General features: G+C 77.1%; 24 protein-coding genes. 18 read left to right on the forward strand and 6 right to left on the reverse strand.

Translation table 11 applies throughout. The annotated features are described in order from the left end of the window. Positions 1-16: 16 nt before the first annotated feature. Positions 17-1,270 (reverse strand): glycosyltransferase family 4 protein, encoded by a 1,254-nt coding sequence (locus IEY94_RS10745; RefSeq protein ID WP_189169972.1) that lies wholly within the window; start codon positions 1,268-1,270, stop codon positions 17-19. Between the two features lie 128 nt (positions 1,271-1,398). Here IEY94_RS10745 and IEY94_RS10750 point away from each other — a divergent pair, with 128 nt between their 5' ends. The 6 genes from IEY94_RS10750 to IEY94_RS10775 all read left to right on the forward strand — a co-directional run bounded on the left by IEY94_RS10750 (position 1,399) and on the right by IEY94_RS10775 (position 8,240). Further along, complete coding sequence (locus IEY94_RS10750; RefSeq protein WP_189169973.1) at positions 1,399-2,703, forward strand: hypothetical protein; 1,305 nt, start codon at positions 1,399-1,401, stop codon at positions 2,701-2,703. Beyond that, positions 2,687-3,928: an O-antigen ligase family protein gene (locus tag IEY94_RS10755; RefSeq protein ID WP_189169974.1), complete on the forward strand. Its 1,242-nt coding sequence runs from the start codon at positions 2,687-2,689 to the stop codon at positions 3,926-3,928. The genes IEY94_RS10750 and IEY94_RS10755 overlap by 17 nt, the downstream gene beginning before the upstream one ends. Beyond that, on the forward strand, positions 3,925-5,769 hold the full coding sequence (locus IEY94_RS10760) for a DUF4012 domain-containing protein (RefSeq protein WP_189169975.1): 1,845 nt from the start codon (positions 3,925-3,927) through the stop codon (positions 5,767-5,769). Before IEY94_RS10755 ends, IEY94_RS10760 begins: the two co-directional genes overlap by 4 nt. A gap of 73 nt (positions 5,770-5,842) precedes the next feature. After that, positions 5,843-6,355: a hypothetical protein gene (locus tag IEY94_RS10765; protein WP_229783560.1), complete on the forward strand. Its 513-nt coding sequence runs from the start codon at positions 5,843-5,845 to the stop codon at positions 6,353-6,355. A gap of 87 nt (positions 6,356-6,442) precedes the next feature. Continuing rightward, positions 6,443-7,384, forward strand: a complete 942-nt coding sequence (locus IEY94_RS10770; protein ID WP_189169976.1) for a Ppx/GppA phosphatase family protein — start codon at positions 6,443-6,445, stop codon at positions 7,382-7,384. 64 nt (positions 7,385-7,448) lie between these two features. Beyond that, on the forward strand, positions 7,449-8,240 hold the full coding sequence (locus tag IEY94_RS10775) for a sugar phosphate isomerase/epimerase family protein (RefSeq protein ID WP_189169977.1): 792 nt from the start codon (positions 7,449-7,451) through the stop codon (positions 8,238-8,240). A gap of 116 nt (positions 8,241-8,356) precedes the next feature. On the opposite strand, the gene IEY94_RS10780 is transcribed toward IEY94_RS10775, so the two are convergent. Beyond that, positions 8,357-8,890: a CGNR zinc finger domain-containing protein gene (locus tag IEY94_RS10780; protein ID WP_189169978.1), complete on the reverse strand. Its 534-nt coding sequence runs from the start codon at positions 8,888-8,890 to the stop codon at positions 8,357-8,359. A 95-nt stretch (positions 8,891-8,985) separates the two neighbouring features. On the opposite strand from IEY94_RS10780, the gene IEY94_RS10785 reads away from it, so the two are divergent. The 5 genes from IEY94_RS10785 (at position 8,986) to IEY94_RS10805 (ending at position 12,721) form a co-directional block, all read left to right on the forward strand. Further along, a complete protein-coding gene (locus tag IEY94_RS10785; protein ID WP_189169979.1) occupies positions 8,986-9,906 on the forward strand; it encodes a proline dehydrogenase family protein in 921 nt (306 codons plus the stop codon). A 167-nt stretch (positions 9,907-10,073) separates the two neighbouring features. Continuing rightward, positions 10,074-10,286 (forward strand): helix-turn-helix domain-containing protein, encoded by a 213-nt coding sequence (locus IEY94_RS10790; RefSeq protein ID WP_189169980.1) that lies wholly within the window; start codon positions 10,074-10,076, stop codon positions 10,284-10,286. Between the two features lie 307 nt (positions 10,287-10,593). Beyond that, positions 10,594-10,695: a 30S ribosomal protein bS22 gene (locus tag IEY94_RS10795; RefSeq protein WP_007465623.1), complete on the forward strand. Its 102-nt coding sequence runs from the start codon at positions 10,594-10,596 to the stop codon at positions 10,693-10,695. A 36-nt stretch (positions 10,696-10,731) separates the two neighbouring features. Continuing rightward, positions 10,732-11,832: an NAD-dependent epimerase/dehydratase family protein gene (locus IEY94_RS10800; protein ID WP_189169981.1), complete on the forward strand. Its 1,101-nt coding sequence runs from the start codon at positions 10,732-10,734 to the stop codon at positions 11,830-11,832. Beyond that, positions 11,822-12,721: a lysophospholipid acyltransferase family protein gene (locus IEY94_RS10805; protein ID WP_189169982.1), complete on the forward strand. Its 900-nt coding sequence runs from the start codon at positions 11,822-11,824 to the stop codon at positions 12,719-12,721. The genes IEY94_RS10800 and IEY94_RS10805 overlap by 11 nt, the downstream gene beginning before the upstream one ends. Before the next feature lie 34 nt (positions 12,722-12,755). Here IEY94_RS10805 and IEY94_RS10810 read toward each other — a convergent pair whose 3' ends face one another. The 4 genes from IEY94_RS10810 to IEY94_RS10825 form a co-directional block, all read right to left on the reverse strand. Next, positions 12,756-14,285 carry a hypothetical protein gene (locus IEY94_RS10810; protein WP_189169983.1) on the reverse strand — a complete coding sequence of 510 codons (1,530 nt, stop codon included), beginning with the start codon at positions 14,283-14,285 and terminating at the stop codon, positions 12,756-12,758. Beyond that, positions 14,282-15,070 (reverse strand): HAD family hydrolase, encoded by a 789-nt coding sequence (locus tag IEY94_RS10815; protein ID WP_189170244.1) that lies wholly within the window; start codon positions 15,068-15,070, stop codon positions 14,282-14,284. The genes IEY94_RS10810 and IEY94_RS10815 overlap by 4 nt, the downstream gene beginning before the upstream one ends. Positions 15,071-15,284: 214 nt before the next feature. Beyond that, entirely contained in the window at positions 15,285-16,403 is a 1,119-nt protein-coding gene (locus IEY94_RS10820) for a DUF5667 domain-containing protein (protein WP_189169984.1), read from the reverse strand. A 241-nt stretch (positions 16,404-16,644) separates the two neighbouring features. After that, positions 16,645-17,532: an ECF subfamily RNA polymerase sigma factor, BldN family gene (locus IEY94_RS10825; RefSeq protein WP_189170245.1), complete on the reverse strand. Its 888-nt coding sequence runs from the start codon at positions 17,530-17,532 to the stop codon at positions 16,645-16,647. A 447-nt stretch (positions 17,533-17,979) separates the two neighbouring features. On the opposite strand from IEY94_RS10825, the gene IEY94_RS10830 reads away from it, so the two are divergent. From IEY94_RS10830 to IEY94_RS10860, 7 genes are all read left to right on the forward strand, one after another. Then, a complete protein-coding gene (locus IEY94_RS10830) occupies positions 17,980-19,191 on the forward strand; it encodes a class I adenylate-forming enzyme family protein (protein ID WP_189169985.1) in 1,212 nt (403 codons plus the stop codon). After that, entirely contained in the window at positions 19,188-19,436 is a 249-nt protein-coding gene (locus tag IEY94_RS10835; protein ID WP_189169986.1) for a glutaredoxin family protein, read from the forward strand. Before IEY94_RS10830 ends, IEY94_RS10835 begins: the two co-directional genes overlap by 4 nt. Further along, complete coding sequence (locus IEY94_RS10840) at positions 19,433-20,077, forward strand: HAD family hydrolase (RefSeq protein ID WP_189169987.1); 645 nt, start codon at positions 19,433-19,435, stop codon at positions 20,075-20,077. Before IEY94_RS10835 ends, IEY94_RS10840 begins: the two co-directional genes overlap by 4 nt. Before the next feature lie 448 nt (positions 20,078-20,525). Next, complete coding sequence (locus IEY94_RS10845) at positions 20,526-21,251, forward strand: redox-sensing transcriptional repressor Rex (RefSeq protein WP_189169988.1); 726 nt, start codon at positions 20,526-20,528, stop codon at positions 21,249-21,251. Further along, the gene (locus IEY94_RS10850) at positions 21,248-22,621 is read left to right on the forward strand and encodes a glutamyl-tRNA reductase (RefSeq protein WP_189169989.1); all 1,374 of its coding nucleotides are present in this window, start codon (positions 21,248-21,250) and stop codon (positions 22,619-22,621) included. Before IEY94_RS10845 ends, IEY94_RS10850 begins: the two co-directional genes overlap by 4 nt. After that, the gene (hemC, locus tag IEY94_RS10855; RefSeq protein WP_189169990.1) at positions 22,618-23,637 is read left to right on the forward strand and encodes a hydroxymethylbilane synthase; all 1,020 of its coding nucleotides are present in this window, start codon (positions 22,618-22,620) and stop codon (positions 23,635-23,637) included. Before IEY94_RS10850 ends, hemC begins: the two co-directional genes overlap by 4 nt. Beyond that, positions 23,634-25,244, forward strand: a complete 1,611-nt coding sequence (locus tag IEY94_RS10860; RefSeq protein ID WP_189169991.1) for a uroporphyrinogen-III synthase — start codon at positions 23,634-23,636, stop codon at positions 25,242-25,244. Before hemC ends, IEY94_RS10860 begins: the two co-directional genes overlap by 4 nt.

The following is a 25,244-nucleotide window of genomic DNA, read 5'->3' on the forward strand; positions in this document are numbered from 1 at the left end:
GGGCGGCCCCGGGGCGTCAGGCGACCGGGGTCGGGATGCGGCGGGTGCCGGCGGCGGCCAGCAGCAGGCCGTGGAAGCGGTCGAACAGGTCGTCCCGGCTGAAGTGCCGCTCGCCCACCCGCCCCGCCGCCGCGCCCGCGACGCGCAGCCGCTCCGGGTCCCGCAGCAGGTCGGCCAGGGCCGCCGCCGCCGCGCCCGGGTCGCCCGGCGGCAGCCGCAGGCCGGCGCCGTTGGCGACCAGCAGGTCGGTCAGCCAGCCGCCGTACGTCAGCGCCACCGGCCGGCGCGCGGCCAGCGAGTCGAAGACCTTGTTCGGCGCGCTGCCCTGCAACGACGGCAGGTCGGCCAGGGTGGAGACGGTGACCGTGCTGGCGCCGAACCAGGCGGCCGCCTCGGCCTTGCTCATCGCGCCGCGCAGGAACACCGTGCGGTCCAGCAGCCCGGCGGCGGCGGCCAGGGCGCGGACCCGGCCGAGCCGGTTGCCCGTACCGACGATCGCCACCCGGGCCGCCGGCAGGGCCGGCGCGAGCGCCGCCGCGATCCGGATCAGGTACTCGACGTCGTTGGCCAGGCCGACGGTGCCGGCGTACAGCAGCAGCGGCCGGTCGCCGAGCCACGGCTCGCGGGCGCGCAGCCGGGCGCCGGCGGCGTCGGCGCCGGCGAACACGTCCCGGTCGGTGCCGTTGGGGACCAGGTCGACGACCGTCGCGGGGAACCGCCGGCGGATGCTGTCGACGATGCCGGGCGTCACGCCGATCACCCGGTCGGCCCGCCGGTACGCCCACCCCTCGAGCGCCCGCCCGGCCCACCGGCCGGCCGGCGACCGCAGCGCGCCGAAGTCGATGGGCAGGTCCGGCCACAGGTCGCGCACCTCGAGGACCAGCGGCGCCCTCCAGCGCCGGGCCGCGGCGGCGCCGGGTACCGCGATCGTCAGCGGGGTGCTGGTGGCGAAGACGAGGTCGGCCGGGAGGCGGACGGCGCGCGCGCTCGCGGCGGCGGCGAACGCGGCGAAGGCGCGGATGCGCCGGCGGAAGGCCATCCGGTTGTCGCACGGCACGGGCAGCCAGTGCACCCGCACGCCGGCCTCGTCGGTCACGTACGGGCGCCGGCGCGGCGGGCCGTCGTCCGGCGGCGGGCCCGACACGACCGAGACCCGGTGCCCGGCGGCGGCGAGCCGGCGGGCGAACTCGTACGGCCGCTGGCCGCCGCTCATCGCCGGGGTCCGGAAGTACTGCGTCAGGTAGGTGATGCGCACCGCGTCCCCGGCCATCGGAGGAGTGTCACTGGACGGTCGCCGAATACCCGAAACCGTCCTTATTAAACCAGTTATGCCGGTAATGTCGCTTGCGCCGAGCGGTGCCGCCGCCCGGACCGGAAACGGGGGAGACAGCACGCGTGATGTCCGCGGCCGGAAGGACGGCGTGGTACCTGCTCGCCGGGCACGCGGTCGTCCTCGTCGCCGGCCTCGGCGTCAACATGGCGTCGGCGCACGCCCTCGGCCCCGGCGGGCGCGGCGAACTGGCCCTGCTGCTGCAACTGTCCTACCTGCTCGGCGTCGTCCTCGTCGCCGGCGTCGACCGGGCCTACCCGGCGGCGCTGCCCGCCCCGGCGACGTTCGCCGCCGCCCGGCGCGAGGTCGCCGCGCTGGTCGCGCCGGCGGCCGTACCGGTGGGGCTGGGCTGCGCCGCCGTCGCGGCGCTGCTGGCCGTCCGGGGGGCGGGGGCGCCCGCGCTGTACCCGCTGCTCGTCGGCGGGCTGGCCATCGCCTCGCTCGGGCTGACCACGATCCGGATCAGCGCCGCGACCGTCGCCGACGGGCGCGGCTACCTGCGGGCGAACGTCGCGGCCCAGGCGCTGCTGCTGGCCGGCGCGGCGCTGCTCGCGCTGACCGCGCGCGGCGGGCCGGCGGCGTGGCTGGCGGTGTACGCCGCCGCCCCGCTGACCGCGGTCGCCGCCCACCGGTTCGCCGCCCGCCCGCCGGACCCGCGCCGGGTATCCGGCGCCGCCGCGCCGGCCGGCGCCGGCGATGCGGCCGGTCCCGATCCGGCGGCGGTCGCGCGGCGGCGGCGGATCCGGGCGGCCGGGCGCCGGCTGCTGCCCGGCGCGCTCGCCTCGTTCGCCACCCTGCGCGCCGACCGGCTGCTCATCCCGCTGCTGGCCGGCCTGCCCGCACTGGGCCTGTACGCCGTCGCCGCCGCCTTCGCCGAACTCTGCCTGATGCCCGTCCAGAACTACGTCGACGCCCACCTGCCCCGCTGGCACCTCGCCGCGGCGGACGGCGCGCTGCCCGCCGGCGGGCTGCTGCTGCGCGCCGCCGGCTACGCGGTGGCCGCCGCGCTCGCCGTCACCGCCGTCGGGACGGCGTTCATCCGGCTGGGCCTGCCGGCGGCGTTCGCCGGGTCCGCGCTGGTGCTGCCGCTGCTCGCCGCCGCGGCGGGCGGCTGGGCGGTCTCCCGGGTCGCCGCCGGCCTGGCGCTGGCCCGCCGCCCGGCCGCGGCGGTCTCCGTCGCCGACGGCGCGGTGCTGGCCGTCACCGCGGGCGGCCACCTGCTGCTGATCCCCCGGTACGGCCTGTGGGGCGCCGCCGTCGCGGCGCTGGCCGGCTACCTGCTCGCCGCCGCCGCGATGAGCGCGCTCGCCCTCGGCGGCGGCCGGCGGCCGGCCGGGGCGGGGCGGGAGGCCGCGCGTGCCGGCGCCCGCTGACCGCGCCCGGACGGCCTCGCCCGTCCTCGTCGCCGGCCTGTTCGTCGTCGTGCTCGGCGGGCGGTTCGGCCCGGCCGCCGAGCACGCCCGCCCGCTCGGGCTGGACCCGCGGGCCCTGGCCTGCCTGGCCCTGCTGCTGCTGACCGTCCTGTGGGCGCTGGGCGCCGGCCGGTACCGGGTGCCGCTGCGCCCGCTCGGCGGCGTGCTGGCGCTGCTCGGCTACCTGCTGCTGGGCGGCCTGTGGGCGCACCCGGCCGCCCGGCTGGACGCCGTCGGCCTCGACCTGGCCATGCTGGGCGTGCTGGTCGTCGCCGCGGCGCTGATCGTCGCGCCCGACCCGGCCCGCGCGCTGTACTGGTTCCTCCTGCTGAGCCTCGGCGCGGCAGTGGTGTTCGCGGTCGCCGCCTGGTACAGCGGCCCGGGCCAGCAGGGCCGGTACGCGGCCTTCGGCGGCGGCCCGAACGTCTTCGTCCGGATCCAGTGCCTCGGCGTGATCAGCGCGATCGCGTTGGCCCTGCGCGACCGCCGCGCGTGGTACCTGACGCCGACGCCGCTGCTGCTGTACTCGGCCTTCCTCTCCGGCTCCCGCGGCGGCCTGGCCGCGCTGACCGTCGCCGCCGCGGTCGCGCTGGTGGTCGGCTGGCGGCTGCGGCTCGGGCACGCGCTCGGCGTGCTGGCCGCGGGCCTCGGCCTGGCCGTGCTCGCGTACGTCGCCGGCAACGCCGGGCTGACCCGGCTGTACCGCCGGTACACGCTCGCGGGCCTGCAGGGCGGCGACTTCTCCGTCCGGCCGGAGCTGCTGCGCCGGGCCTGGCGGGTGCTCGCCGACGACCCGCTGTTCGGCGGCGGGCTGGACGGCTTCCGCGCCCACGCGGGCCGGTACATCGACATGGACTACCCGCACAACCTGGCCGCCGAGGTGGGTGCCGACGGCGGCGCCGTCGGCCTGGCGCTCCTCGCCGGGGCCGTCGCCTGGCTGCTGCTGCACGCCGGCGGGCGGGCGACGTGGGCCACCTGGGACCGCGGCGGCTGCCTGGTCGCCGCCGCGTACCTGGCCGCGGCGAGCATGTTCTCCGGCGGCTACTACGACACCCGGCAGCTCTGGGTGTACCTGACCTTCCTGGCCGCGCTCGCGGCCAGCGGCGGGCCGGCGCCGGCGGCGCCGCGGCCCGGACAGCCGCCGGTGCCGCGCGCCGGCGCCGACCGGAGGGAGATCGCCGCGTGACGCTCATCGAGGACCCGGCCGTACCCCGACTGCGCCCGCCCGCCCAGCGCGGCGAGCGCCGCCGCCGCTGGCGCGCCCGCCGCCGGATCCGCCGCCGGGTCGCCGCGCTGGTCGGCTGCGCCGCGCTGCTGCTGCCCGGCCTGGTCTGGGCGGGCAGCCGCGGCTGGATGGTCCGGGACCACCTGGTGCTCGCCGCGCAGCTCGTCCGGACGCTGAACGGGCAGGTCCGGGCGGGCGAGGTCCGGGCCGCCGAGCGGACGCTGAGCGAGTTGCAGGTGCACGCCGACGCGGCCCGGATGTACGCCGACGACCCGCTGTGGCGCGGCGTCGGGCACGTCCCGGTGGCCGGCGACGACGCCCGCGCGGTGTCGGTGGTGGCCGGCACGGTCGGCGAGCTGGCCGACGTCGGCCTGCCCGCGCTGCTGCGCTCGGTCGGCCGGGTCGACCCGGCCGCGCTGGCGCCGACCCGCGGCCGGCTGCCGCTGACCCCGCTGGCCGCCGTGGCGGCCGACCTGGCGACCGCGGAGGCGACGTTCGCCGCCGGCGCCGCGCGGATCGCCGGGCTGCGCCGGGCCGGCCTGGTCGGGCCGGTGCGCGCGGCGGTCGACCGGCTCGGCGCCGAGCTGCGCGCGGCCACCGGCGACCTGGGCACGGCGGCCCGGGCGGCGGCGCTGCTGCCGCCGATGTTCGGCGCGAGCGGCCGGCGGGAGTACCTGCTGGTGTTCCAGAACCTCGCCGAGGCGCGGGCCACCGGCGGCCTGCCCGGCGCGTACGCGGTGGTCGCGGCCGACCACGGCCGGGTCACGGTGGTCGCGCAGGGCAGCGCGTCCTCGCTGCGCCCGTTCCCGCGCCCGGTGCTGCCGCTGGACCCCGCGCAGGCCGCGCTGTACACCGACCGGCTCGGTACGTTCCCGGCCGACGTGAACCTCACCCCGGACTTCCCGACCGCGGCGACGACGCTGCGCGAGATGTACCGCCGGCGCAGCGGCCGGCTCGTGGACGGGGTGCTCGCCACCGACCCGGTGGCCCTGTCGTACCTGCTCCGGGTGCACGGCCCGGTCCCGGTGCCGGGCGGGCCGCCGCTGGCCGGCGACACCGCGGTGCGCACGCTGCTGTCCGGCACGTACCGGCGGATCCGCTCGTCGGTGGCGCAGGACCGGTACTTCGCCGCGGCGGCCCGGGCGACGTTCGCCGCGCTGACCGGCCGGGCCGACCGGCCGGCGGCGCTGATCCGCGCGCTGGGCCGGGCGGCGGGGGAGCGGCGGCTGCTGGTCTGGTCGGCCCGGCCGGACGAGCAGCGCCGGCTGGAGCCGACGGTGCTGGGCGGCCGGCTGCCCGCCGACGACGGCGCCCGCCCGACCGTCGGGGTGTTCCTGAACGACGGCAGCGGCGCGAAGCTGGGCTACTACCTGCGCCAGTCGGCCGCACTGCGGCCGGGCGGCTGCGTGGCCGGGCGGCGGGAGTACGCGCTGACCGTCCGGCTGTCCTCGACCGCGCCGCGGTCCGGGCTGCCGGTGGCGGTGACCGGGCTGGCGCTGGGCGGCGACCCGTACACGCTGCGGACCAACGTCACGGTGCTCGCCCCGGCCGGCGGGGCGCTGGTGGGGATGGCCGAGAACGGGCGGCCAGTGCCGTTCGGCGCGGGCGCCGACCGCGGCCGCCGGGCCGGCATCCGGACGGTGGACCTGCGCCCCGGCGCGACCACCGAGCTGACCGCGGTCCTGCGGGCGCCGCGGGCGGCGAGCGCCGCCGCGCACACGCCGCGGCTGTGGTTGACCCCCCGACTGACGGGCTGGTCCCCATCCACCGATTCGACTGACGGGTGCCGGAACGCGCAGTAGCTTCGTCCTAGGGAGGGTTTTTCGCGAAAGTCCGTCATTTTCGGTCCTGGGGGATATTGTGCGTTTGCTGCGAGTGTTGATCCCGCTCCTCGCGATGCTGGCGGTCGCCACGCCCGCCGCGGCCACGCCGTACCCGCCCGCCCCGCCCACCGCGACCGTGAACATCGGCACCGTGGGCAGCGGCGGCACGGTCCAGTTCACCGCCACCGGCTTCCTCGGCGGCGAGCAGGTCAGCGTGAGCGTCTCCTACACCGGCGCGACCCTGGGCCTGCGGCTGGTGTCGGCCCGCCGCGACGTCGTGGCGACCGTGACCGCCGACAGCGGCGGCACCATCACCCTGCCGCTGACCCTCACCACCCCCGGTACGGCGACGATCACCGCGACCGGCCTCACCTCCGGCGTGACCGTCAGCACCACCGTGACGATCGCCGACGGCGCCGGCGCCGCCGGCCTGCCGGTCACCGGCGGTACGCCCGGCGGCCTGCTGCGCAACCTGCTGCTCGCCGGCACCGGCGCGGTACTGGTCGGCGCCTGGCTGGTGGCCTGGATGCTGCGCCGCCGGCGGGCGGGCACCGCGCCGGCCTGACGGGCGTCGATGCGACGGCCCGGGCGCCCGCCGCCCGGGCCGTTTCCGTACGCGGGGACGTCACCGTGATGCCCTAAGGTGCTCGGCATGCGACTGGGTGTACTCGATGTCGGCTCCAACACGGTGCACCTGGTGGTGGTCGACGCCCACCCCGGCGCCCACCCCTGGCCCGGCTACTCGGAGAAGACCCCGCTGCGCCTGGCCGAGCGGCTGGACGGCGACGGCCGGATCACCGAGGAGGGCGCCGCGGCGCTGACCGAGGCGGTGGCCCGGGCCCGGCTGAGCGCCGAGGAGCGCGGGGTCGAGGAGCTGCTGGCGTTCGCCACCTCCGCGGTCCGCGAGGCCGGCAACGGCGCCGACGTGCTGGCCACCGTGCGCGAGCGGTCCGGCGTCGACCTGCGGGTGCTCTCCGGCGCCGACGAGGCCCGGCTGACCTTCCTGGCCGTCCGGCGCTGGTGCGGCTGGTCCGCCGGGCGGCTGCTCGTCCTGGACATCGGCGGCGGCTCGCTGGAGCTGGCCGCCGGGGTGGACGAGGAGCCGGCCGAGGCGCTGTCCGTCCCGCTCGGCGCCGGCCGGCTCACCCGGCAGTGGCTCGGCATCGGCCCGGCCTCGACCGCGCCGGCGTCGGCCGAGGCGGTGGCGGGGCTGCGGGCGTACGTGGACGAGCTGCTCGTCCCGGTCGCCGAGCGGCTCGCCGGCACCGGCTGGGACCGGGCCGTGGTCACCTCGAAGACGTTCCGGACGCTGGCCCGGCTGGCCGGCACCGCCCCGTCCTCGGCCGGGCTGTGGGCGCCGCGCCAGCTCACCCGGACCGGGCTGCGCCAGGTGCTCGGCTTCGTCCGGCACATCGCGCCGCCCGCGCTGGCCCGGATGGAGGGGGTCAGCCCGACCCGGGCGCACCAGGTGCTCGCCGGGGCCGTGGTCGCGGAGTCGGTGCTGCGGGCGCTGCGGGTGGAGACGGTGGACGTCTGCCCGTGGGCGCTGCGCGAGGGAGTGATCCTGCGCCGGTTGGACCGCGCTCGCCACTGACGTTCATCCCGCTTTGGGATGATTCAGTGGGAGTCGGGCGGCGTGGCGGATATACGCTGGGTCCGTGGTTCAGGTACTGCTCTCCAGCAGCTCGGTCTTCCCCGAGCCGACCGCCGCGGCCTTCGAACTGGCCGCGGCCCTCGGCTACGACGGGGTCGAGGTCATGGTCTGGACCGACCCCGTCAGCCAGGACGCCGGCGCGCTGCGCGGCCTGGCCGACCACTACGGGGTGCCGGTCGGCTCGGTGCACGCCCCCTGCCTGCTGGTCACCCAGCGGGTGTGGAGCCCCGACCCGTGGCAGCGGCTGCGCCGCGCCGCCGCGCTCGCCACCGACCTCGACGCCGGCACCGTCGTCGTGCACCCGCCGTTCACCTGGCAGCGCGAGTACGCCCGCGGCTTCGCCGCCGGCCGGGCCCGGCTCGCCGACGAGTTCGGCCACCTGCGGTTCGCGGTGGAGAACATGTACCCGGTCCGGCTCGGCCGGCGCGAGTTCGTGCCGTACGTACCCGGCTGGAACCCGGTCGCCGCCGGCTACGACGCGTACACGCTGGACATCTCGCACTGCGCCGCCGCCCGCACCGACCCGCTGGCGATGGCCGACGACATGGGCGCCGGGCTGGCGCACGTGCACCTCGGCGACGGTACGGGCGAGGGGCGCGACGAGCACCTCGTCCCCGGCCGCGGCGCCCAGCCCTGCGCCGAGCTGCTCGCCTCGCTGCCGGCCCGCGGCTTCACCGGCGCGGTCGCGGTCGAGGTGGCCACCCGCGGCGCCCGCAGCCGGGACACCCGCGAGGCCGACCTGGCCGAGGCCCTCGCCTTCGCCCGCCGCCACCTCCCGGCCGCCCAGCCGGCCTGAGCCGGTCTCGACGGCCGCTCGCCCGGTCCCGCGCCGCCCGGCCGCCCGGCCGGTCCCGCGCCGCCCGGTCGGTCGCCCTGCGTGGGATTTGATCACTTGGGCGGGTGCGGCGGCGGTCAGGCCGGGGCGGTCGCGGCGCGCTTGCGGGCCCGGTGGGCCGCGACGTGGGCGCGGGTCGCGCACCGCTCCGAGCAGAACCGGCGGCACCGGTTCGAGGACGTGTCCAGGTAGACGTTCGGGCAGCGGTCGTCGGCGCACGCGCCCAGCCGCGAGCTGCCGTGCTCGCACAGCCACGCCGCCAGTCCCCAGGCCGCGCCGGCCAGCAGCTCCGCGCTCACCGACGCGCCCCGGCTGGCCACGTGCATGTGCCAGTCGCTCGCGTCGTGCCCGGAGATGCGCGGGCGGGCGGGGAAGTCGTCCAGCAGGACGTTGACCAGCGCGACGGTCTCGGTGTCCCGCCCGGCCGCGCCGAGGTGGAACACCTCCCGGAACCGGGGCTGCGCCCGGCGCAGCGCCGCGAGGTCGCGCTCGGTCGCCTCGGTGCGCATCCAGGACAGGTCGCCGACGAAAACGTCCGCGGCCGTGTCGGGATCGGTCAGCGTCCCGTTGACGAGCTGCACGGCCGTCTGCGCATAAGCGGCGAAGTCCACGCCATCACACTAAACGCGAGCGCGCGTTCCGCCCAGTGCCCGCCCGTACCGGATGCGACTCCCCAGCGGCGCGCGGGCGCGGTAGTCTCTCCGCCATGCTGCGGAGACTTATCCTCGCCGCGGCCCGCTCCGGCACGGTGGAGCAGGTCGTGGAGAGGGCGCCGGTGAGTCGGGATGTGGTCCGTCGATTCGTCGCCGGATCGACGATCGACGACGCACTGCGCGCCACCCGGGAACTCGTCGACGAGGGCCTGACGATCACGATCGACAACCTGGGCGAGGACACCACCAACCTCGACCAGGCCGCCGGCGTGCGCGACGAGTACGTCAGCCTGCTGGGCGCGCTGTCGGCCGCCGAGCTGACGCCCGCCGCCGAGGTGAGCGTCAAGCTGTCGGCGCTCGGCCAGCTCGTCGACGAGAAGGTCGCGCTGGAGAACGCCCGGGCGATCTGCACCGCGGCGACCGAGGCCGGCACCACGGTGACCCTCGACATGGAGGACCACACCACCACCGACTCCACGCTGGAGATCCTCGCCACGCTGCGCAAGGACTTCCCGACGACCGGGGCGGTGCTCCAGGCGTACCTGCGCCGGACCGAGGCGGACTGCCGCGAGCTGGCCGGCGCCGGGTCCCGGGTCCGGCTGTGCAAGGGCGCGTACAAGGAGCCCGAGTCGGTCGCATACCAGGACAAGCTGGAAGTGGACAAGGCGTACGTCCGCTCCCTGAACGTGCTGATGGCGGGCGAGGGGTACCCGATGCTCGCCACCCACGACCCGCGGCTGATCGCGATCGGCCAGGACCGGGCGCGCTGGTTCGGCAAGAGCCAGGACGGGTTCGAGTTCCAGATGCTGTACGGCATCCGCCCGCAGGAGCAGCGCCGGCTCGCCGCCGAGGGCTACACCACGCGGATCTACGTGCCGTACGGCTCGGACTCCTTCGGCTACATGATGCGCCGGCTCGCCGAGCGCCCCGCCAACCTGCTGTTCTTCGCCCGCGCCCTGGCCAGCCGGGGCTGACCGCGCCGCGCCGGCCCGGGGTGACCCGCCGGCGTGTCGGCTTGACGTGATCGCGGAAAGTGGCCTCACCGTCACAGCGGTATCGCTACCGTACAGGTGACACGCAGGGGTACGCGCGTCGGCGCCGGGGGCGCCCACGCGCCGGGGAGCGGACGGTGGGTGGTCACATGGCTGGGGCGCCGCAGGTCGACAGCGAGCTAGCGGAGGTCAAGTTCCTCACCGTCGCCGAGGTGGCGACCGTGATGCGCGTGTCGAAGATGACCGTGTACCGGTTGCTGCACGGCGGCGAGCTGGCGGCGGTGCGGGTGGGCCGGTCCTTCCGCGTGCCCGAGCATGCCGTCCACGAGTACCTGCGCGGCGCGTTCTCCGAAACCGCCTGACCGGGGGCGGCTTGGTGACACCCGGGGCGGGCGGCTACGCTGAGGGCCGACCGCTGACCGCCATGTCCCCACCGACGGCCATGTGCATGCCGGCAGGCCCGCCGATCCCGGCGGCCCGCCCCGGCGCGGCTGGCCCGCACCGCGTGGGCGAGCCCGCGCGCCGGGACAGCCCGGCTCGTGCAGATGACCCCCGCCCGGTGCCCGTGGACGCGACACGTCACCGGTCCCGTGTCCAGAAGTCCGGGCTCGACCCGCGGCCGGGTACCTCCCGGCCCGGCGGCCCGGTGCGGGTGAGGAAGGCTGACGTATGGGCTCTGTGGTCAAGAAGCGCCGCAAGCGTATGGCGAAGAAGAAGCACCGCAAGCTGCTGCGCAAGACCCGCGTCCAGCGTCGCCGTCTCGGCAAGTAGCCGACCGGTCCGGTCCGCCCACGGTAGGGAGGCGCGATGAACGCACCCCGCCGTGGCGCGGCTCCCGGCTGTCCGCAAGTGGTCGTCGTCACCGGCGTCAGCCGGTACCTCGCGGCCACCGTCGCGGCCCGGCTGGCCGCCGACCCGCGCCTGCCCCGGGTCGTCGGCCTGGACGCCGTGGCGCCGCCGCCGGAGGTCGCCGCGCTGCTGGCCGGCGTCGAGCTGGTCGAGGCGGACGGGCGCGGGGCCCGCAACGTCCTCGTCGAGCTGGGCGCCGACGCCGTCGTGCACATGGCGGTGACCACGCGCCCGGCCCGGCCGGGCGCCGCCGACGACGAGGACGCCAAGGAGCGCAACGTCATCGGCACGATGCAGCTCCTCGCCGCCTGCCAGCGCGCGCCGGACCTGCGCAAGCTGATCGTGCGCTCGTCCACCGCCGCGTACGGCGCGTCGTTCAAGGACCCGGCGGTCTTCACCGAGGACACCGCGCCCCGGGCCACCCCGCGCGGCGGCTTCGCCCGGGACATCCTCGACATCGAGGGGTACCTGCGCGGCTTCAACCGGCGCCGCCCCGACGTCGTCGCCACCGTGCTCCGCTTCGCCCCGATCATCGGCTCGACCGCGGACACCACGCTGACCCGGTACTTCGCCAGCCCGCTCGTGCCGACAGTGCTCGGCCGCGACCCGCGGCTCCAGTTCGTCCACCTCGACGACGTCGGGGCGGTGCTGCACGAGGCGGTCCTGCGCGACCACCCGGGCACGTTCAACGTGGCCGGCGCCGGGGTGCTCACGCTGTCCCAGGCGATCCGGCGGGCGGGGCGGCTGCCCGTACCGGTGCCGGAGCCCGGCCTGACCGCGGCCGCCGGGCTGTTCCGCGGCCTGGACCTCGGCGGGTTCGGCTTCGACCAGCTCGACCTGTTCGTGCACGGCCGGGTCGTCGACACTGCCCGGCTGGAGGCCGAGTTCGGCCTGACGCCGCGGTCGACGCCCGAGGCGTTCGACGACTTCATCCGCGCCCACCGCGGCGGCAGCCTGCTGCCCAGCGCCAGGGTGGCCGCGGTGGAGCAGGCGCTGCTGGACGGCATCCGCCGGATCCGCGCCGCCCGCCGGCCGGGGGAGCCCGCCGATGCCCGCTGACCCGACGCCCGACCCGCGCACCGGCGGGCGCAGCGCGTACCCGACCGCCGACCCGTGGGACCGCCGGGTGGCCGACGCGCTGGCCTTCCTGCGCGGCCGCCTCACCGGCCAGTACGAGGTGGACGAGTTCGGCTTCGACGTCCAGCTCACCGAGCGGGTGTTCCTGCCGATGCTGCGCTGGCTGTACACCGACTGGTTCCGGACCGAGGTGACCGGCGCCGAGTACCTGCCCGAGAAGGGCGGCGGGCTCGTCGTGGCCAACCACGCCGGCACGATCGCCGTCGACGGCCTGATGCTCGCCGTCTCCGCGCACGACGCCCACCCCGCGCCCCGGCACCTGCGGCTGCTCGGCGCGGACCTGGTGTTCACCACGCCGATCCTGTCCGAGCTGGCCCGCAAGGTCGGCACGACCGTCGCCTGCCACGCCGACGCCGAGCGGCTGCTCACCACCGGCGAGCTGGTCGGGGTGTTCCCGGAGGGCTTCAAGGGCGTCGGCAAGGGGTACGCCGAGCGGTACCGGCTGCAACGCTTCGGCCGCGGCGGCTTCGTCTCGGCGGCGCTGCGCACCGGCCAGCCGATCATCCCGGCGGCGATCGTGGGGTCGGAGGAGGCGTACCCGATGCTCGCCGACATCCAGCCGCTCGCGCGGCTGCTGCGCCTGCCGTACTTCCCGGTGACCCCGACGTTCCCGGCGCTCGGCCCGCTGGGCCTGCTGCCGCTGCCGAGCAAGTGGCTGATCGAGTTCTGCCCGCCGATCGAGACGGCGGACCGGATGGGCCAGGCGGACGACCCGATGGTGGTGTTCGACCTGGCCGACGAGGTGCGGGAGACGATCCAGTCCACCGTCGACCGCCTCCTCGCCCGCCGCCCCGACCCGTTCGCCCGCTAGCGGGCGCGCTGCCGGGGACGGCAGCCGCCGCCGGTCAGTGGAGGGTGCGCAGGTCGAGGGTGTGCCAGCGGGTCGTCTCCGCGGAGCCCGTCGACCACCAGAGCCGCCCGTCCCGGCAGTTGACCAGGTTCACGCCCTGCGCCACGACCACCGTCCGCCTGCGCGCGATGTCGTACAGCACCAGCTCCTGCTGGCTGTCCGCCGCCCCGGCCGTGACCGCCCGGCTCAGCACCTCGAACCGGTCCAGCACGCCCACGTCGGTGATCGCCGCGCTCGTCCCCGGCCCGGCGATGCGGCGCCGCTCCCGCCCGTCCGGGCGCATGACGTCGAGCTGGCTCGGCCCGGCGTCGCCGAGCACCTGGACCCGGCACCAGGTCGGGCCGCAGGTCACCAGGTCGACGGCGTCCGACGGGACGTCGAGCTGCCGGTTCGTCGCCAGGTCGTAGCGCTGCGCCCCGCCGCTGCCCGCCGACGCCACGCTGACCAGCCACGGCCAGCGGGACATCGCCCACTGCCCGGCGAGCGGCCGGACCTCGACCGCGCCGCCGGACAGCGGCATCGAGCGCAGCTCGCTCACCGGCGTCGCGCCGGTGCCGACGGCGATCCAGCGCAGCTTGTCCTCGGCGTGCACCAGGTCGTACTGGGAGTGGAAGAACGCGAGCGCGCCGGTGCGCGCGGTCAGCCGGGCGGGCGGGCCGGCGCCGCGCAGCGGGGCGCTCCACAGGCTGCTGGCCGCGGCGCCGCCGGGCCCGCTGACCGTCTCGGCCCAGACCAGCCGGTCGCCGGCGAGGCCGACGCCGCCGAACAGCGGGTCGGCGTCGAACGACAGCGTCCGCAGCGTCCGCACGGCGCCGGCGGGGTCGAGGTGCACGAGCCGCTGCGCCCGGCCGTCCGGGGTCGCGGCGGTGCCGACCGAGCCGCCGCCGTCGAGCAGCAGCACCGGGTCGTACGACGGGCCGTCGGGCAGGTGCGCGGCCAGCGTGCCGACGGCGGCCCTCGGCCAGGCGGCGGCCAGCGGTACGGGGGCGCCGGAGTCCCGCTCGCGCAGCTTGGGGCCGAGCAGCAGCGCGCCGGTGGCGCCGACGGCGAGGATGAGCGCCAGGATGCCGGGGGAGACCCGCGGCTGGAGCAGCCGCCGCCAGCCGGTCGGCGGGGGCGGCGCGGGCTCCGGCTCGTCGGCGTCGGGCCGCGGCCGGCGGTGGTGGCCGGCGCCGGCGAACGGGCCCCCGCCGCGCTTGCGGTCCCGCTCCCCCCACGCGGCGTGCCGGCCGGCGTCGGGCCGCCCGCCCGCGGCCTCGGCCCACCCGCCGGCATCGAGCAGCGCTGCACTGCCGGCCCCGTCCCCGGCCCGGTCGGGCGACACGTCGACATCGGGCCGGCCGGCCGGGTGATCGGGCCGGGTCGCGGCATCCGCGGCCGGGTGGTCGGGCCGCGTGGAGGTGCCGGCGGCCGGGCGGTCGGGCAGCGTCGGGGCGCCGGCGGCCGGCGGCTCCGGGGCGGCGGCGCGGGGCGGGCGGGTGGCGTCGGCCGGGCGCGGGGCGGCCGGCTCCCCCGGCCGGGTCAACGCAGCCCCGCCCGCTTCCGGCGGACCGCCAGCCCGGCCGACACCCCGCCGACGACCGCGCCGGCCGCCAGCGCCGTCGGTACGGCGAGCTTGGCCGCCTTGCGGCCGGTCCGGAAGTCGCGGACCTGCCAGCCGCGGTGCCGCGCCTCCCGGCGCAGCGCCCCGTCCGGGTTCACCGCGACCGCGCGGCCGACCGCGCTGAGCATCGGGATGTCGTTGGCCGAGTCGCTGTACGCCGTGCAGCGGGACAGGTCCAGGCCCTCGGCCGCGGCGATCCGGGCGATGGCCTCGGCCTTGGCCGGGCCGTGCATGAGGTCGCCGACGAGGCGTCCGGTGTAGACGCCGCCGTCGATCTCGGAGACCGTGCCGATCGCGCCGGTCAGGCCGAGCCGGCGGGCGATCAGCCGGCCGATCTCGACCGGGGCGGCGGTGACCAGCCACACCCGCTGGCCGGCGTCCAGGTGCTCGCGGGTGAGCGCTCTGGTACCCGGCCAGATCCGGTCGGCCATCAGCTCGTCGTAGATCTCCTCGCCGATCCGTTCCAGGTCGGTGACCCGCCAGCCCTCGATGAACGCCAGGGCCATCTCCCGGGCCCGGTCCATGTGGCCGGCGTTCTCCTTGGCCAGCACCCGGAACCGGAGCTGCCCCCAGGCGAACCGGGCCAGGTCCCCGGCGGTGAAGTAGCTGCGGGCGGCCAGCCCGCGGGCGAGCCAGTAGATCGACGCGCCCTGCATGATCGTGTTGTCGACGTCGAAGAACGCCGCGGCGCCGGGGTCGGGCGGCATGACCGGCGGGCCCGGCTCGGCCGGCAGCACCGGCAGCGGCGCCGGCTTCGGCTTCGGCACCCGTACACCCCCTCCACTGCCCGTTCCCACCGCCCGAGGGTATCCGGCCGCGCGGGCATTGGCCGCACACGCGCGAACGGCGCGCCACCCGTTCAGGTGGGCGCCGTCCGTGGGTCACGCTCGGGCCACTGGGCGGCCGCGCGGCGCTCCAGCCTCAGTCGCCCCGGCCGTCGCCCGGCGTACCGAGCAGGGGGTCGAGCAGGCCGGGCGGGTCCTCGCTGCGGCTGTTGCCCGTGCCGCGGCTGGGTGTCACCTCGGACTCGTCGTCCGCGCTGGGCTCGGCCGTCGGCGCGGTGCGCGGGGTGCCGGTGCTGCCGGTGGTCGGCTGCGTCGTCCGGGCCCGGCTGGTCGGCGGGTTCGCGGTCCGCTCGGGGGCGGCGGCGCTGTCCCGCGGGGTCGGCGTGGCGGCCGCCCCGCACGGCCGGGCCTGCGGCTTGGGGCCGAGGTTGTCCGTACCGGCGATGCCCGCCCCGCAGCTCAGCGCGTTGTTGAGTCCCTGGGACCGCTTGGCGACGGAGTCCAGCAGCAGCAGCGACCACAGGGTCCGGCTGCGGTTGTTGACGTTCACCTGGCCGATCAGCCCGCCGAGGGCCATCCGCTGGCTGGTGACGAAGCCGTCGACCGACTGCAGCGGCGCCGGGTCCCGCTCCTTGACCGCCGCCGTGGTGAGCAGGCGGACGCCGTCGCGGACATCGTTCTCCATGTCGGTGAGCACCCGGTCGAAGCTGCCGGGGTCCTGCCGGACGGCGACGGCCTCGTTGACCCGGCCCTTGGCCAGCGCGAGGTGCCGTTCGCCGCGCTCCACGTCGGACGTGGTGAAGCCCAGCCCGGCCCGCTCGGTCACCCGCTTGACCGGGTACAGGGCGTCGCCGGGCAGCGCGTTGTCGCTGGCGAAGGACATGCCGGACAGGACGACCGCGCCCACCGTGATGCCGACCAGCGCGCTGATCCGCGCCTGGGTCCGGCTGAGCTGGGGCAGGAACCGCCGCCGGCCGGCCGCCGGGGCGGCCGCCGGCTCGGGGTGGCGGGCGGTGACGCCGATGCCCTCCCGCTCGGCGGTGGCCACGAGCAGCGCGCGCAGCCCGGTGCGGAATTCGTCCTCCGGCGCGGAGCGCGGGGCCAGGGCGTCCCCCAGCCCGGTACCGCGGCGGGCGAGCGCGGCGAGCGCCGCGAGTTCGTCGTCGGCCGACGTGCGGGAGCGGCGCCGGCGGGCGGCCGGCGGATCCTCAACGAGCTGGTGAAACCGTTCGACCCGCAGACGGCCGAAGAGCATCGTTTTCACCGCGGGCACCTGCTTTCGTCGAAAGCTGCGGTGGCGGCGGGAGTGCCGCTGTGCAGTAGTCGGGCAGTGGGGGGTGTCGGTACCCCGGTCAACCCCGAACGGGTGCGATTGGTTACGGCTGCGCGCCCGGTTCGGCGACGGCCGTGAATATCCCGCCGGAGCGGTGCGGTGTCCGGTGTGCGGGGGTGTGCGCACCGGCGCGGTCTGGAGCGGTCGATGAGGGGGGTATCGATCACGGTCGGAAGCCGTCCGGGAGTAGTCGGTTCAGGGCGCGCACGGCGCGGTACTGGAGGGCCTTGATCGCGCCCTCGTTCTTGCCCATGGCGCGGGCGGTCTCGGCGACGGAGAAGCCCTGCAGGAAGCGCAGGACGATGCACTCCTGCTGCTCGGGGTTGAGCTGCTTGACGGCGGTGAGCAGGGCGACGTTGGTGATGTGGTCGACGACGGCGGCCTCGGGGCTGCCCTCGGGGCCGTACTCGGGCTTGTCGGCGTCCATGACGTCGCCGGTGGTGACCTCGAGCCGGTACCGGCCGGACTTGAAGTGGTCGGCGACGAGGTTGCGGGCGATGGTGACGAGCCAGGCGCCGAGGTCGCGGCCCTGCCAGGTGAAGGAGCTGATCCGCTTCAGCGCCCGCAGGAACGTGTCCGAGGTCAGGTCCTCGGCGAGCTGGCGGTTGCCGACGCGGAAGTAGATGAACCGGAAGACCGTGTCGACGTACCGGTCGTAGATCAGGCCGAAGGCCTCGGCCTCGCCGGCCTGGGCGCGTTCGACCAGGGCCCAGACCTCGGCGGCGGGGTCGCCGCGGTCCGGCCGGCTCGGCGGCGGGGTCGCCGGCGGGCCGGCGGGGGGGCGCTCGGGGCCGACCCGGGCGGTGCCGACCGCGGCCGGGCGGTCGCCGCCGGACTCGCCGGGCGGCTCGGCGGGGCCGGGCTGCTGCGGCATCGCCGGCCGGGCCGGGCTGGCCACGCCCCGGCCGTTGAGCGGCTTGGCGCTGTTGCCCGTACCGGGCCGGGTGTGCGGGTCGGCGCTGTGCGGCCGGTTCCGCGTCCGCTTCACGCCGTCGCCGCCGCGTACGGCCACGCTGCGGCTGAGCAGTTCGGTGAGAGCCGTACCGATCATCGCCATGCCGTCGGCCAGCACCTGCCGCGCCGGGGTTCCCGGCAGTCCACCGGAGTGCGCGTACCCGGTCATGCATTCACCTCGCTGATCCGCTGGGTGGGTGTCCGCCGCTGCGGTGGGCGGTGCGGTACCGCCCGGCGAATGGCGATGGGGGTGTCGTTCGCGTCCGGGCACCGCGCTGTGCGGTGCGTGGGGGGCGCGAAAACGGGCACAGCGGCCTCCTCAGTATGAGGGGTGGCGACTCGGTACGAAAAGGGGCGAGTCGACCTAAAGATGATAGGCCACCGTCACCCGAGTGCGTAGATTCACTTTCTGAGAGCGGGATTCTTCCGTTGATCCCGCAAATGAAGTCGCACAGCCTGTCCGTTCCGGTGTGTCGCCACGCGGGGCCGGCGCGAACTTTCGGGGTATCCGCGACGAGCGCGTGATGTGCCACACTCGGAGACCGTGGAGGACCCCCGTACCCCTCTGACGGGTTCTGCTGATCTGTCCGATTATGTTCGCGATGCGGCGCAGCGTACCCCGGGGCGCCCGGCGTTCCGGAACGGCGTGACCATCCTCACGTGGGCGGAAATGGACGCCCGGGTGAGCGCGTTCGCCGCCGGTTTCGCCGCGCTCCCGACGCCCGCCGCCGGCCCCGGCGACTGCCCGCCGCGGCTGCTCATCGCGCCCGCCGACGGGCTGGCGTTCGCGGCGGCGTACTTCGGCTGCCTGCGCGCCGGGCTGGTCGCGGTACCGGTGGATCCGCGGGCCCCCGCGCCCCGGCGGGCGGCGATCGCCGCCGACGCCGGCGCGTTCGCCGAGCTGACCGACGCCGGGCTGCGCCCGCTCGACCCGCCGGCCGCGCCGGTGCCGGCCGGGCCGGAGTGCCCGGCGGTGCTGCTGTACCCGCCGGGGGACCCGGTGCCCGGCGGCGCGGCGATGCTGCCGCACCGGGCGCTGCTGGCCCACCACGAGCAGCTCTCCCGGGTCGAGCCGCCGCTGGTCCGCGGGGACGACACGGTGCTGCTGGCGGCGCCGCTGCACCAGGCGTACGGGCTCAACTGCGGCCTCGGTGCCGTCGCGTACCACGGCGCGTGCGGGGTGCTGGCCGACCGGGCCGACCCGGCCCGGCTGCGCGAGCTGGTCGCCGCGCACCACGCGACGACGGTGCTCGGCGTGCCCGCGCTGTACGCCGGCTGGGTGGATCTGCCGGATCTCGGGCCGGCGCTGGAGACCGTCCGGCTCGCCGCCTGCGGCCCGCGCCCGCCCGGCCCGGCGGTCGCCCGCCGGTTCAGCGCCCGCACCGGGCACCGGATCTTCGCCGGGTACGGGCTCGCCGAGGCCGCCCCGGTGCTCACCACGACGCTCGCCGGGGCCGAGTCGGACCGGCGCGGCGTCCGGATCGGCCACCCGCTGCCGGGCGTCCAGGTGCGGCTGCGCGGCCGGGACGGCGTGGCGGTGCCGACCCGGGCCGACGACGGCGCGCCCCCGCCGGACGGCGAGATCGTGGTCCGCGGCCCGAATCTGTTCACCGGCTACTGGCCGGACGGCCGCGGCGGCCCGGACCCGGACGGCTGGTGGGCCACCGGGGACCGCGCGCACGCCGACGCCGACGGCGCCCTCTACCTTGAGAACCGGGCCGACGAGAACCGGGCCGACGAGGGGGAGGGACCGTGACCGAGCCGCGGCTGGAACTGATCACGCGCGCCGAGTGCCACCTGTGCGACGACGCGAAGGCGGCGCTCGCCCGGCTGGCCGCCGAGACCGGCGAGCAGTGGCGCGAGGTCGACGTCGCGGCCGACCCGGAGCTGGAGCGCGAGTACGGCGACCGGGTCCCGGTGATCCTGCTGGACGGCCGCGAGCACGGCTACTGGCGGGTGGAGGAGGAGCGGCTGCGGCGCGATCTGGCGGCGCCGAGGTGAGGCGCCCGCACCTGGTCTGGGACTGGAACGGCACGCTGCTCGACGACCTCGCCCTGGTGATCTCGGCGACGAACGTGGCGTTCGCCAGCGTCGGCGGCCCCGAGATCAGCAGCGACGTGCACCGGCGGCAGTTCCGCCGGCCGATCGCCGACTACTACGGCGAGGTGCTCGGCCGGGCGGTGGACGCCGACGAGTTCGCCCGGCTCGACGTCGTGTTCCACGAGGCGTACCGGCGGGGGCTGGTCAAGACCGGGCTGGCCGCCGACGCGGAGGCCGCGATGCGCGCCTGGCGGGGCAGCCAGTCGCTGCTGTCCATGTGGTTCCACGACGAGCTGGTCCCGGCGGTGGAGGGGTACGGGCTGGACGCCCTGCTGCGCCGGATCGACGGCCGCCGGCACGAGGTCGGCGGCGGGCACAAGGTCGCCCACCTGCGCGCGCACCTGGCCGCGCTGGAGCTGCCCGGCGAGCGGGTGGTGCTGATCGGCGACACCCTCGACGACGCGGACGCCGCCGCCGCGGTCGGCGCGGCCTGCGTCCTCTACACCGGCGGCCTGACCGACCCGACCCAGCTCCGGGCCCGCGGCGTACCGGTCGCCGACACCCTGCTGGGCGCCGTGGCCCTGGCCGCCGTGGCCGCCTGACCCGGGCGGCGCCGGGTGCCCAACGTCACTCCCGCCCCGACCGCCCCCACCCGCCCCGGCCGCCCGTCGACCACCGCCGCCGGCGGGTCGCGCGCTGCCCTTCCGGGCAGCGTCGGGCGGGGCCGCGAGCGGGGGTGGCGGGACCCCGGGGGCCGGTGACGGGGCCCGGGGACCCATGTGGATCACCTGCCCCGGGGGTGCCCGGGGTGCCCGGCCCGGGCCGGGCGTAGCCCGTCCGAGCTGCCAAGATCGCGATTTGTGCGTGCGTTCACAAGCGCCTACGCTGTAGTTCGGTCCGACCCGCCGGGGCGGCCGTGGACTGCCGTCCGCGCGCCGCACCACGGGGCCGGGCCAGCCAGCATCGGGGGCCCGCCGCGGCCGCCCGGAGACCAGCCGCGGGTGGCCCGCATGTCGGGCGGGGCCCGCGACCCGCATGTGTCGGAGTCAGATGAGCCAGGCAACTTCCGGACCCGCCCCGGGCACCACCCCGGGCCCGGACTTCCCGGATCTCCCGGAGGCGACCGTCGCCCGGCTCCCGGAGTACCTGCGCGCGCTGCACCAGTCCGCCGACGCCGGCAACGAGACCGTCTCCAGCGAGGCGCTGGCCACCGCCGCCGGGGTGAACTCGGCGAAGCTGCGCAAGGACCTCTCCCACCTCGGCTCGTACGGCACCCGCGGCGTCGGGTACGAGATCAACCTGCTGATCGCCCAGATCGAGCAGGTGCTCGGCCTGACCAAGCGGCGCGGGGTCGCCCTCGTCGGCGTCGGCAACCTCGGGCACGCCCTGGCCGGGTACGCCGGTTTCGGCAGCCGCGGGTTCCGGATCGCCGCGCTGTTCGACGCCGACCCCCGGCTGGTCGGGTCCACCCTGCACGGCCTCGTGGTCCGGCACGTCGACCACCTGGGCGACGTCATCGGCGCCGAGGCCGTCGCCATCGGGGTGATCGCCACCCCGGCCGCCGCCGCGCAGGCCGTCGCCGACCAGCTCGTCGCCGCCGGCATCACGAGCATCCTCAACTTCGCCCCGTGCGTGCTCACCGTGCCCGACGGCGTGGATGTCCGTAAGGTGGACCTCGCGGTCGAGCTCCAGATCCTGTCGTTCCACGAGCACCGCAAGTCGTCCACCAACGGCGCCGGGTATCCGGGTGCCGGAGCGGAGGCGCTGCCGCGATGAACCTGCTCGTGGTCGGACTGTCGTTCCGCACCGCGCCCGTCGCGCTGCTGGAGCGGCTCGCCGTGCCGCCGGACGCCACCGCCGAGGTGCTGCACCACCTCGTCGCCGGGGCGTACGTCGGCGAGGCCGTGCTGCTGTCGACCTGCAACCGGGTCGAGGTGTACGCGGCCGTCTCCGGCTTCCACGGCGGCCTCGACGACGTCTGCGCGGTGCTCGCCGCCCGGGCCGGGGTGCCGTCGGCGACGCTGGCCCCCCACCTGTACGTGCACTACGCCGACGCCGCCGTCCGGCACGCGTACCGGGTCGCCTGCGGCCTGGACTCGATGGTCGTCGGCGAGGCGCAGATCCTCGGCCAGCTCCGCGCCGCGTACGACGCGGCCGCCGCCTGCGACGCCCCCGGCCGGCTGCTGCACGAGCTGATGCAGCAGGCGCTGCGGGTCGGCAAGCGGGCGCACTCGGAGACCGGCATCGACCGGGCCGGGCAGAGCGTGGTCAGCGCGGCCCTGGAGGTCGCCGCCGCCACCCTCGCCGACCCCGGCCGCCCCACCCCGGCGCAGGACGCCGCCGCCGGGCCGGCCGGCGTGGTCGGGCTGGCCGGCGTACCCGCGCTGGTGGTCGGCGCCGGGGCGATGGGCGCGCTGGCCGTCGCCACGCTCAGCCGGGTGGGCGCCGCCCCGATCCGGGTGGCCAACCGCGGCTCCGTCCGGGCCGAGCGGCTCGCCGCCGCGTACGCCGCCGAGGTCCTGCCGTACGACGGGGTGCCCGGCGCGCTGCGCGCGGTCGACGTGGTGGTCACCGCGACCGCCGCGGCCGAGCCGGTGCTGGACGCGCCCACCGTCGCCGCGGCCGTGGCCGGCCGGCCGGCCGGCGCGCCGCCGCTGATCCTGCTCGACCTCGCCGTGCCGCGCGACGTGGACCCCGCCGTGGCGGAGCTGCCGGGCGTCCGGCTGGTCGACATCGAGGCGCTCAGCCACCAGCTCCGCGGCGGGCCGGCCGCGGACGACGCCGCCGCCGTCGACGGGATCGTCGACGCCGAGGTGGAGGCGTTCCTGAGCTGGCTGCGCGGCGCCGACATCGCCCCGACGGTCGCCGCGCTGCGCGCCCGGGCCGAGGACGTCGTCGCCGCCGAGCTGGCCCGGCTCGCCCAGCGCCGCCCCGAGCTGACCGACGACCAGCGGGCCGAGATGGCGCACGCCCTGCACCGGGTGGTGCAGCGGCTGCTGCACTCGCCGACGGTCCGGGTCCGCCAGCTCGCCGCCGCCCCCGGCGGTGACCAGTACGCCTCGCTCTTGCGGGAGCTGTTCGACCTGGACGTGCCGCACACGACCTCCGCGGGCTCCGTCCCCTCGCTGGAAGGTGGTGACCGATGACCCCGCTGCGTCTGGGTACCCGGGGCAGTGCCCTGGCCCTGGCCCAGGCCGAGCAGGTCGCCGACGCGCTGCGGGCCCGCACCGGCCGCGCCGTCGAGCTGATCGAGATCGGGACGACCGGCGACCGGTCCGACCGGCCGGTGCCCGAGCTGGGCGTGGGCGTGTTCGTCTCCGCGCTGCGCGAGGCGCTGCTCGCCAAGGAGATCGACTTCGCGGTCCACTCGTACAAGGACCTGCCCAGCGCGCCCGCCGACGGCCTGATCGTCGCCGCCGTACCGCAGCGGCAGGACCCGCGGGACGCGCTGATCGCCCGCGACGGCCTGCCGCTGTCCGCGCTGCCGCCCGGCGCCCGGGTCGGCACCGGCGCGGTCCGCCGGGTGGCCCAGTTGCACGCGCTCGGGCTCCAGCTCGACGTCCGGCCGATCCGGGGCAATGTGGACACGCGGCTGCGCCGCGTCGCCGAGGGCGAGCTGGACGCGGTCGTGCTCGCCCGGGCGGGCCTGGCCCGGCTGGGCCGCGCCGACGAGATCACCGAGTCGTTGGACCCCATGTTGATGCTGCCGGCGCCGGCGCAGGGCGCGCTCGCCGTGGAGTGCCGCTCCACCGCGGTCACCGACGACGACGCGGACCTGCCCGCGCTGCTGCGCGGCATCGACGACCTCGACAGCCGGCTCTGCGTCGCCGCCGAGCGGGCGCTGCTGGCCACCCTGGAAGCCGGGTGCAGCACGCCCATCGCGGCGCTCGCCGTACTGGCCGAGGACGAGGACGGCACGCTGGAGCTGTACCTGCGCGGCGCGGTCATCAGCCCGGACGGGGCCCGCGCCATCCGGCTGTCCCGCACCGCCGCTCTGCCCACCACCGACCCCGAGCCCGCGGCCGCCGTCATCGGCCGCGAGCTGGCCGCCGACCTGCGGGACGCCGGGGCCGACGACCTTCTCGCGCCGGGCGCGGGAACCGACGAGAATCCGCAGCCGGGGGACGCCGGCCGCGGGTCGCAATCCGGGAGTGCACGATGAGTCGCAGCCGTAAGCCCGTGGGGCGGATCTCGTTCGTCGGGGCGGGGCCCGGCGACCCGGGTCTGCTCACCGGCCGGGCCCGGGCGGCCCTCGCCGACGCCGGGCAGGTCCTCTACGACCGGTCGCTGCCGGCCACGCTGCTCGACGCCGTCCGGGCCGAGGCCGCCGCGGCGGTCGAGGCCGGGACCCGCACCGAGCTGCCGCAGTACAGCGTCGCCGAGGGCGGGCCGGGCGACATCGCCAAGGTCCTGCTGTCCGCCGCGAAGGCCGGGCAGCCGGCGGTGCACCTGATCGCCGGCGACCCGTTCGGGCTGGAGTCGGTGGTGCAGGAGGTGCAGGCGGTCACCCGCACGGCGGTGCCGTTCGAGGTGGTCCCCGGCATCGGCCGGGCCGCCGGCGTCGCCGCGTACGCCGGGGTGCCGCTGACCGGCCTGCGCGCCGCCGCCGACGTCGAGGACGTGGCCGCGCTGGACTTCGCGGCGCTCGCCGCGGCCGCCGCCCGCGGGCCGCTGGCGCTGGCCGTCGACGCCGCCGACCTGGGCGCGGTCCAGGAGGGCCTGCGCGGGGCCGGGATCGCCGCGGACGTACCGGTCGCGGTGACCGGCGACGGCACCGGCGAGACCCAGTACACCACCACGTCCACCCTGGACAGCTTCGTCAACGCCGCGCTCGGCTTCACCGGCCGGGTGGTGCTGACCGTCGGCAAGGCCGTCGCCGACCGGGACACCCTCGGCTGGTGGGAGTCCCGCCCGCTGTACGGGTGGAAGGTGCTCGTGCCGCGGACCAAGGAGCAGGCCGGCGCGATGAGCGCGCTGCTGCGCGGGTACGGCGCCATCGCCTGCGAGGTACCCACGATCGCGGTCGAGCCGCCGCGCACGCCGGCCCAGATGGAGCGGGCGATCAAGGGCCTGGTCGACGGCCGGTACGCCTGGGTGGTCTTCACCTCGGTCAACGCCGTCCGCGCGGTCTGGGAGAAGTTCGCCGAGCACGGCCTCGACGCCCGGCACTTCGGCGGCGTCAAGATCGCCTGTATCGGCGAGTCGACGGCGGAGGCCGTCCGGTCCTTCGGCATCCAGCCGGAGCTGATCCCGGCCGGCGAGCAGTCCAGCGAGGGCCTGCTGGCCGAGTTCTCCCCGCACGACGAGATCCTCGACCCGGTCGGCCGGGTGCTGCTGCCCCGCGCCGACATCGCCACCGAGACGCTCGCCGCCGGGCTCACCGAGCGCGGCTGGGAGGTCGACGACGTGACCGCGTACCGGACGGTGCGGGCGGCCCCGCCGCCGGCCGAGATCCGCGACGCGATCAAGTCGGGCGGCTTCGACGCGGTGCTGTTCACCTCGTCCTCGACGGTCCGGAACCTCGTCGGCATCGCCGGCAAGCCGCACGCCCGCACGGTCGTGTCGGTGATCGGCCCGAAGACCGCCGAGACCGCCACCGAGTTCGGCCTGCGGGTCGACGTCCGGCCGGAGCACGCCAGCGTGCCCGACCAGGTGGAGGCCCTGGCCGCGTACGCCATCGAGCTGCGCGAGAAGCTCGCCACGATGCCCGCCAAGCAGCGCCGCGGCGCCAAGGTCCAGGGCCCGACCGCGCTGCGCTTCCGGGCCTGA

It is taken from the genome of Pilimelia anulata, assembly GCF_014647895.1.
Classification (GTDB): domain Bacteria; phylum Actinomycetota; class Actinomycetes; order Mycobacteriales; family Micromonosporaceae; genus Pilimelia; species Pilimelia anulata.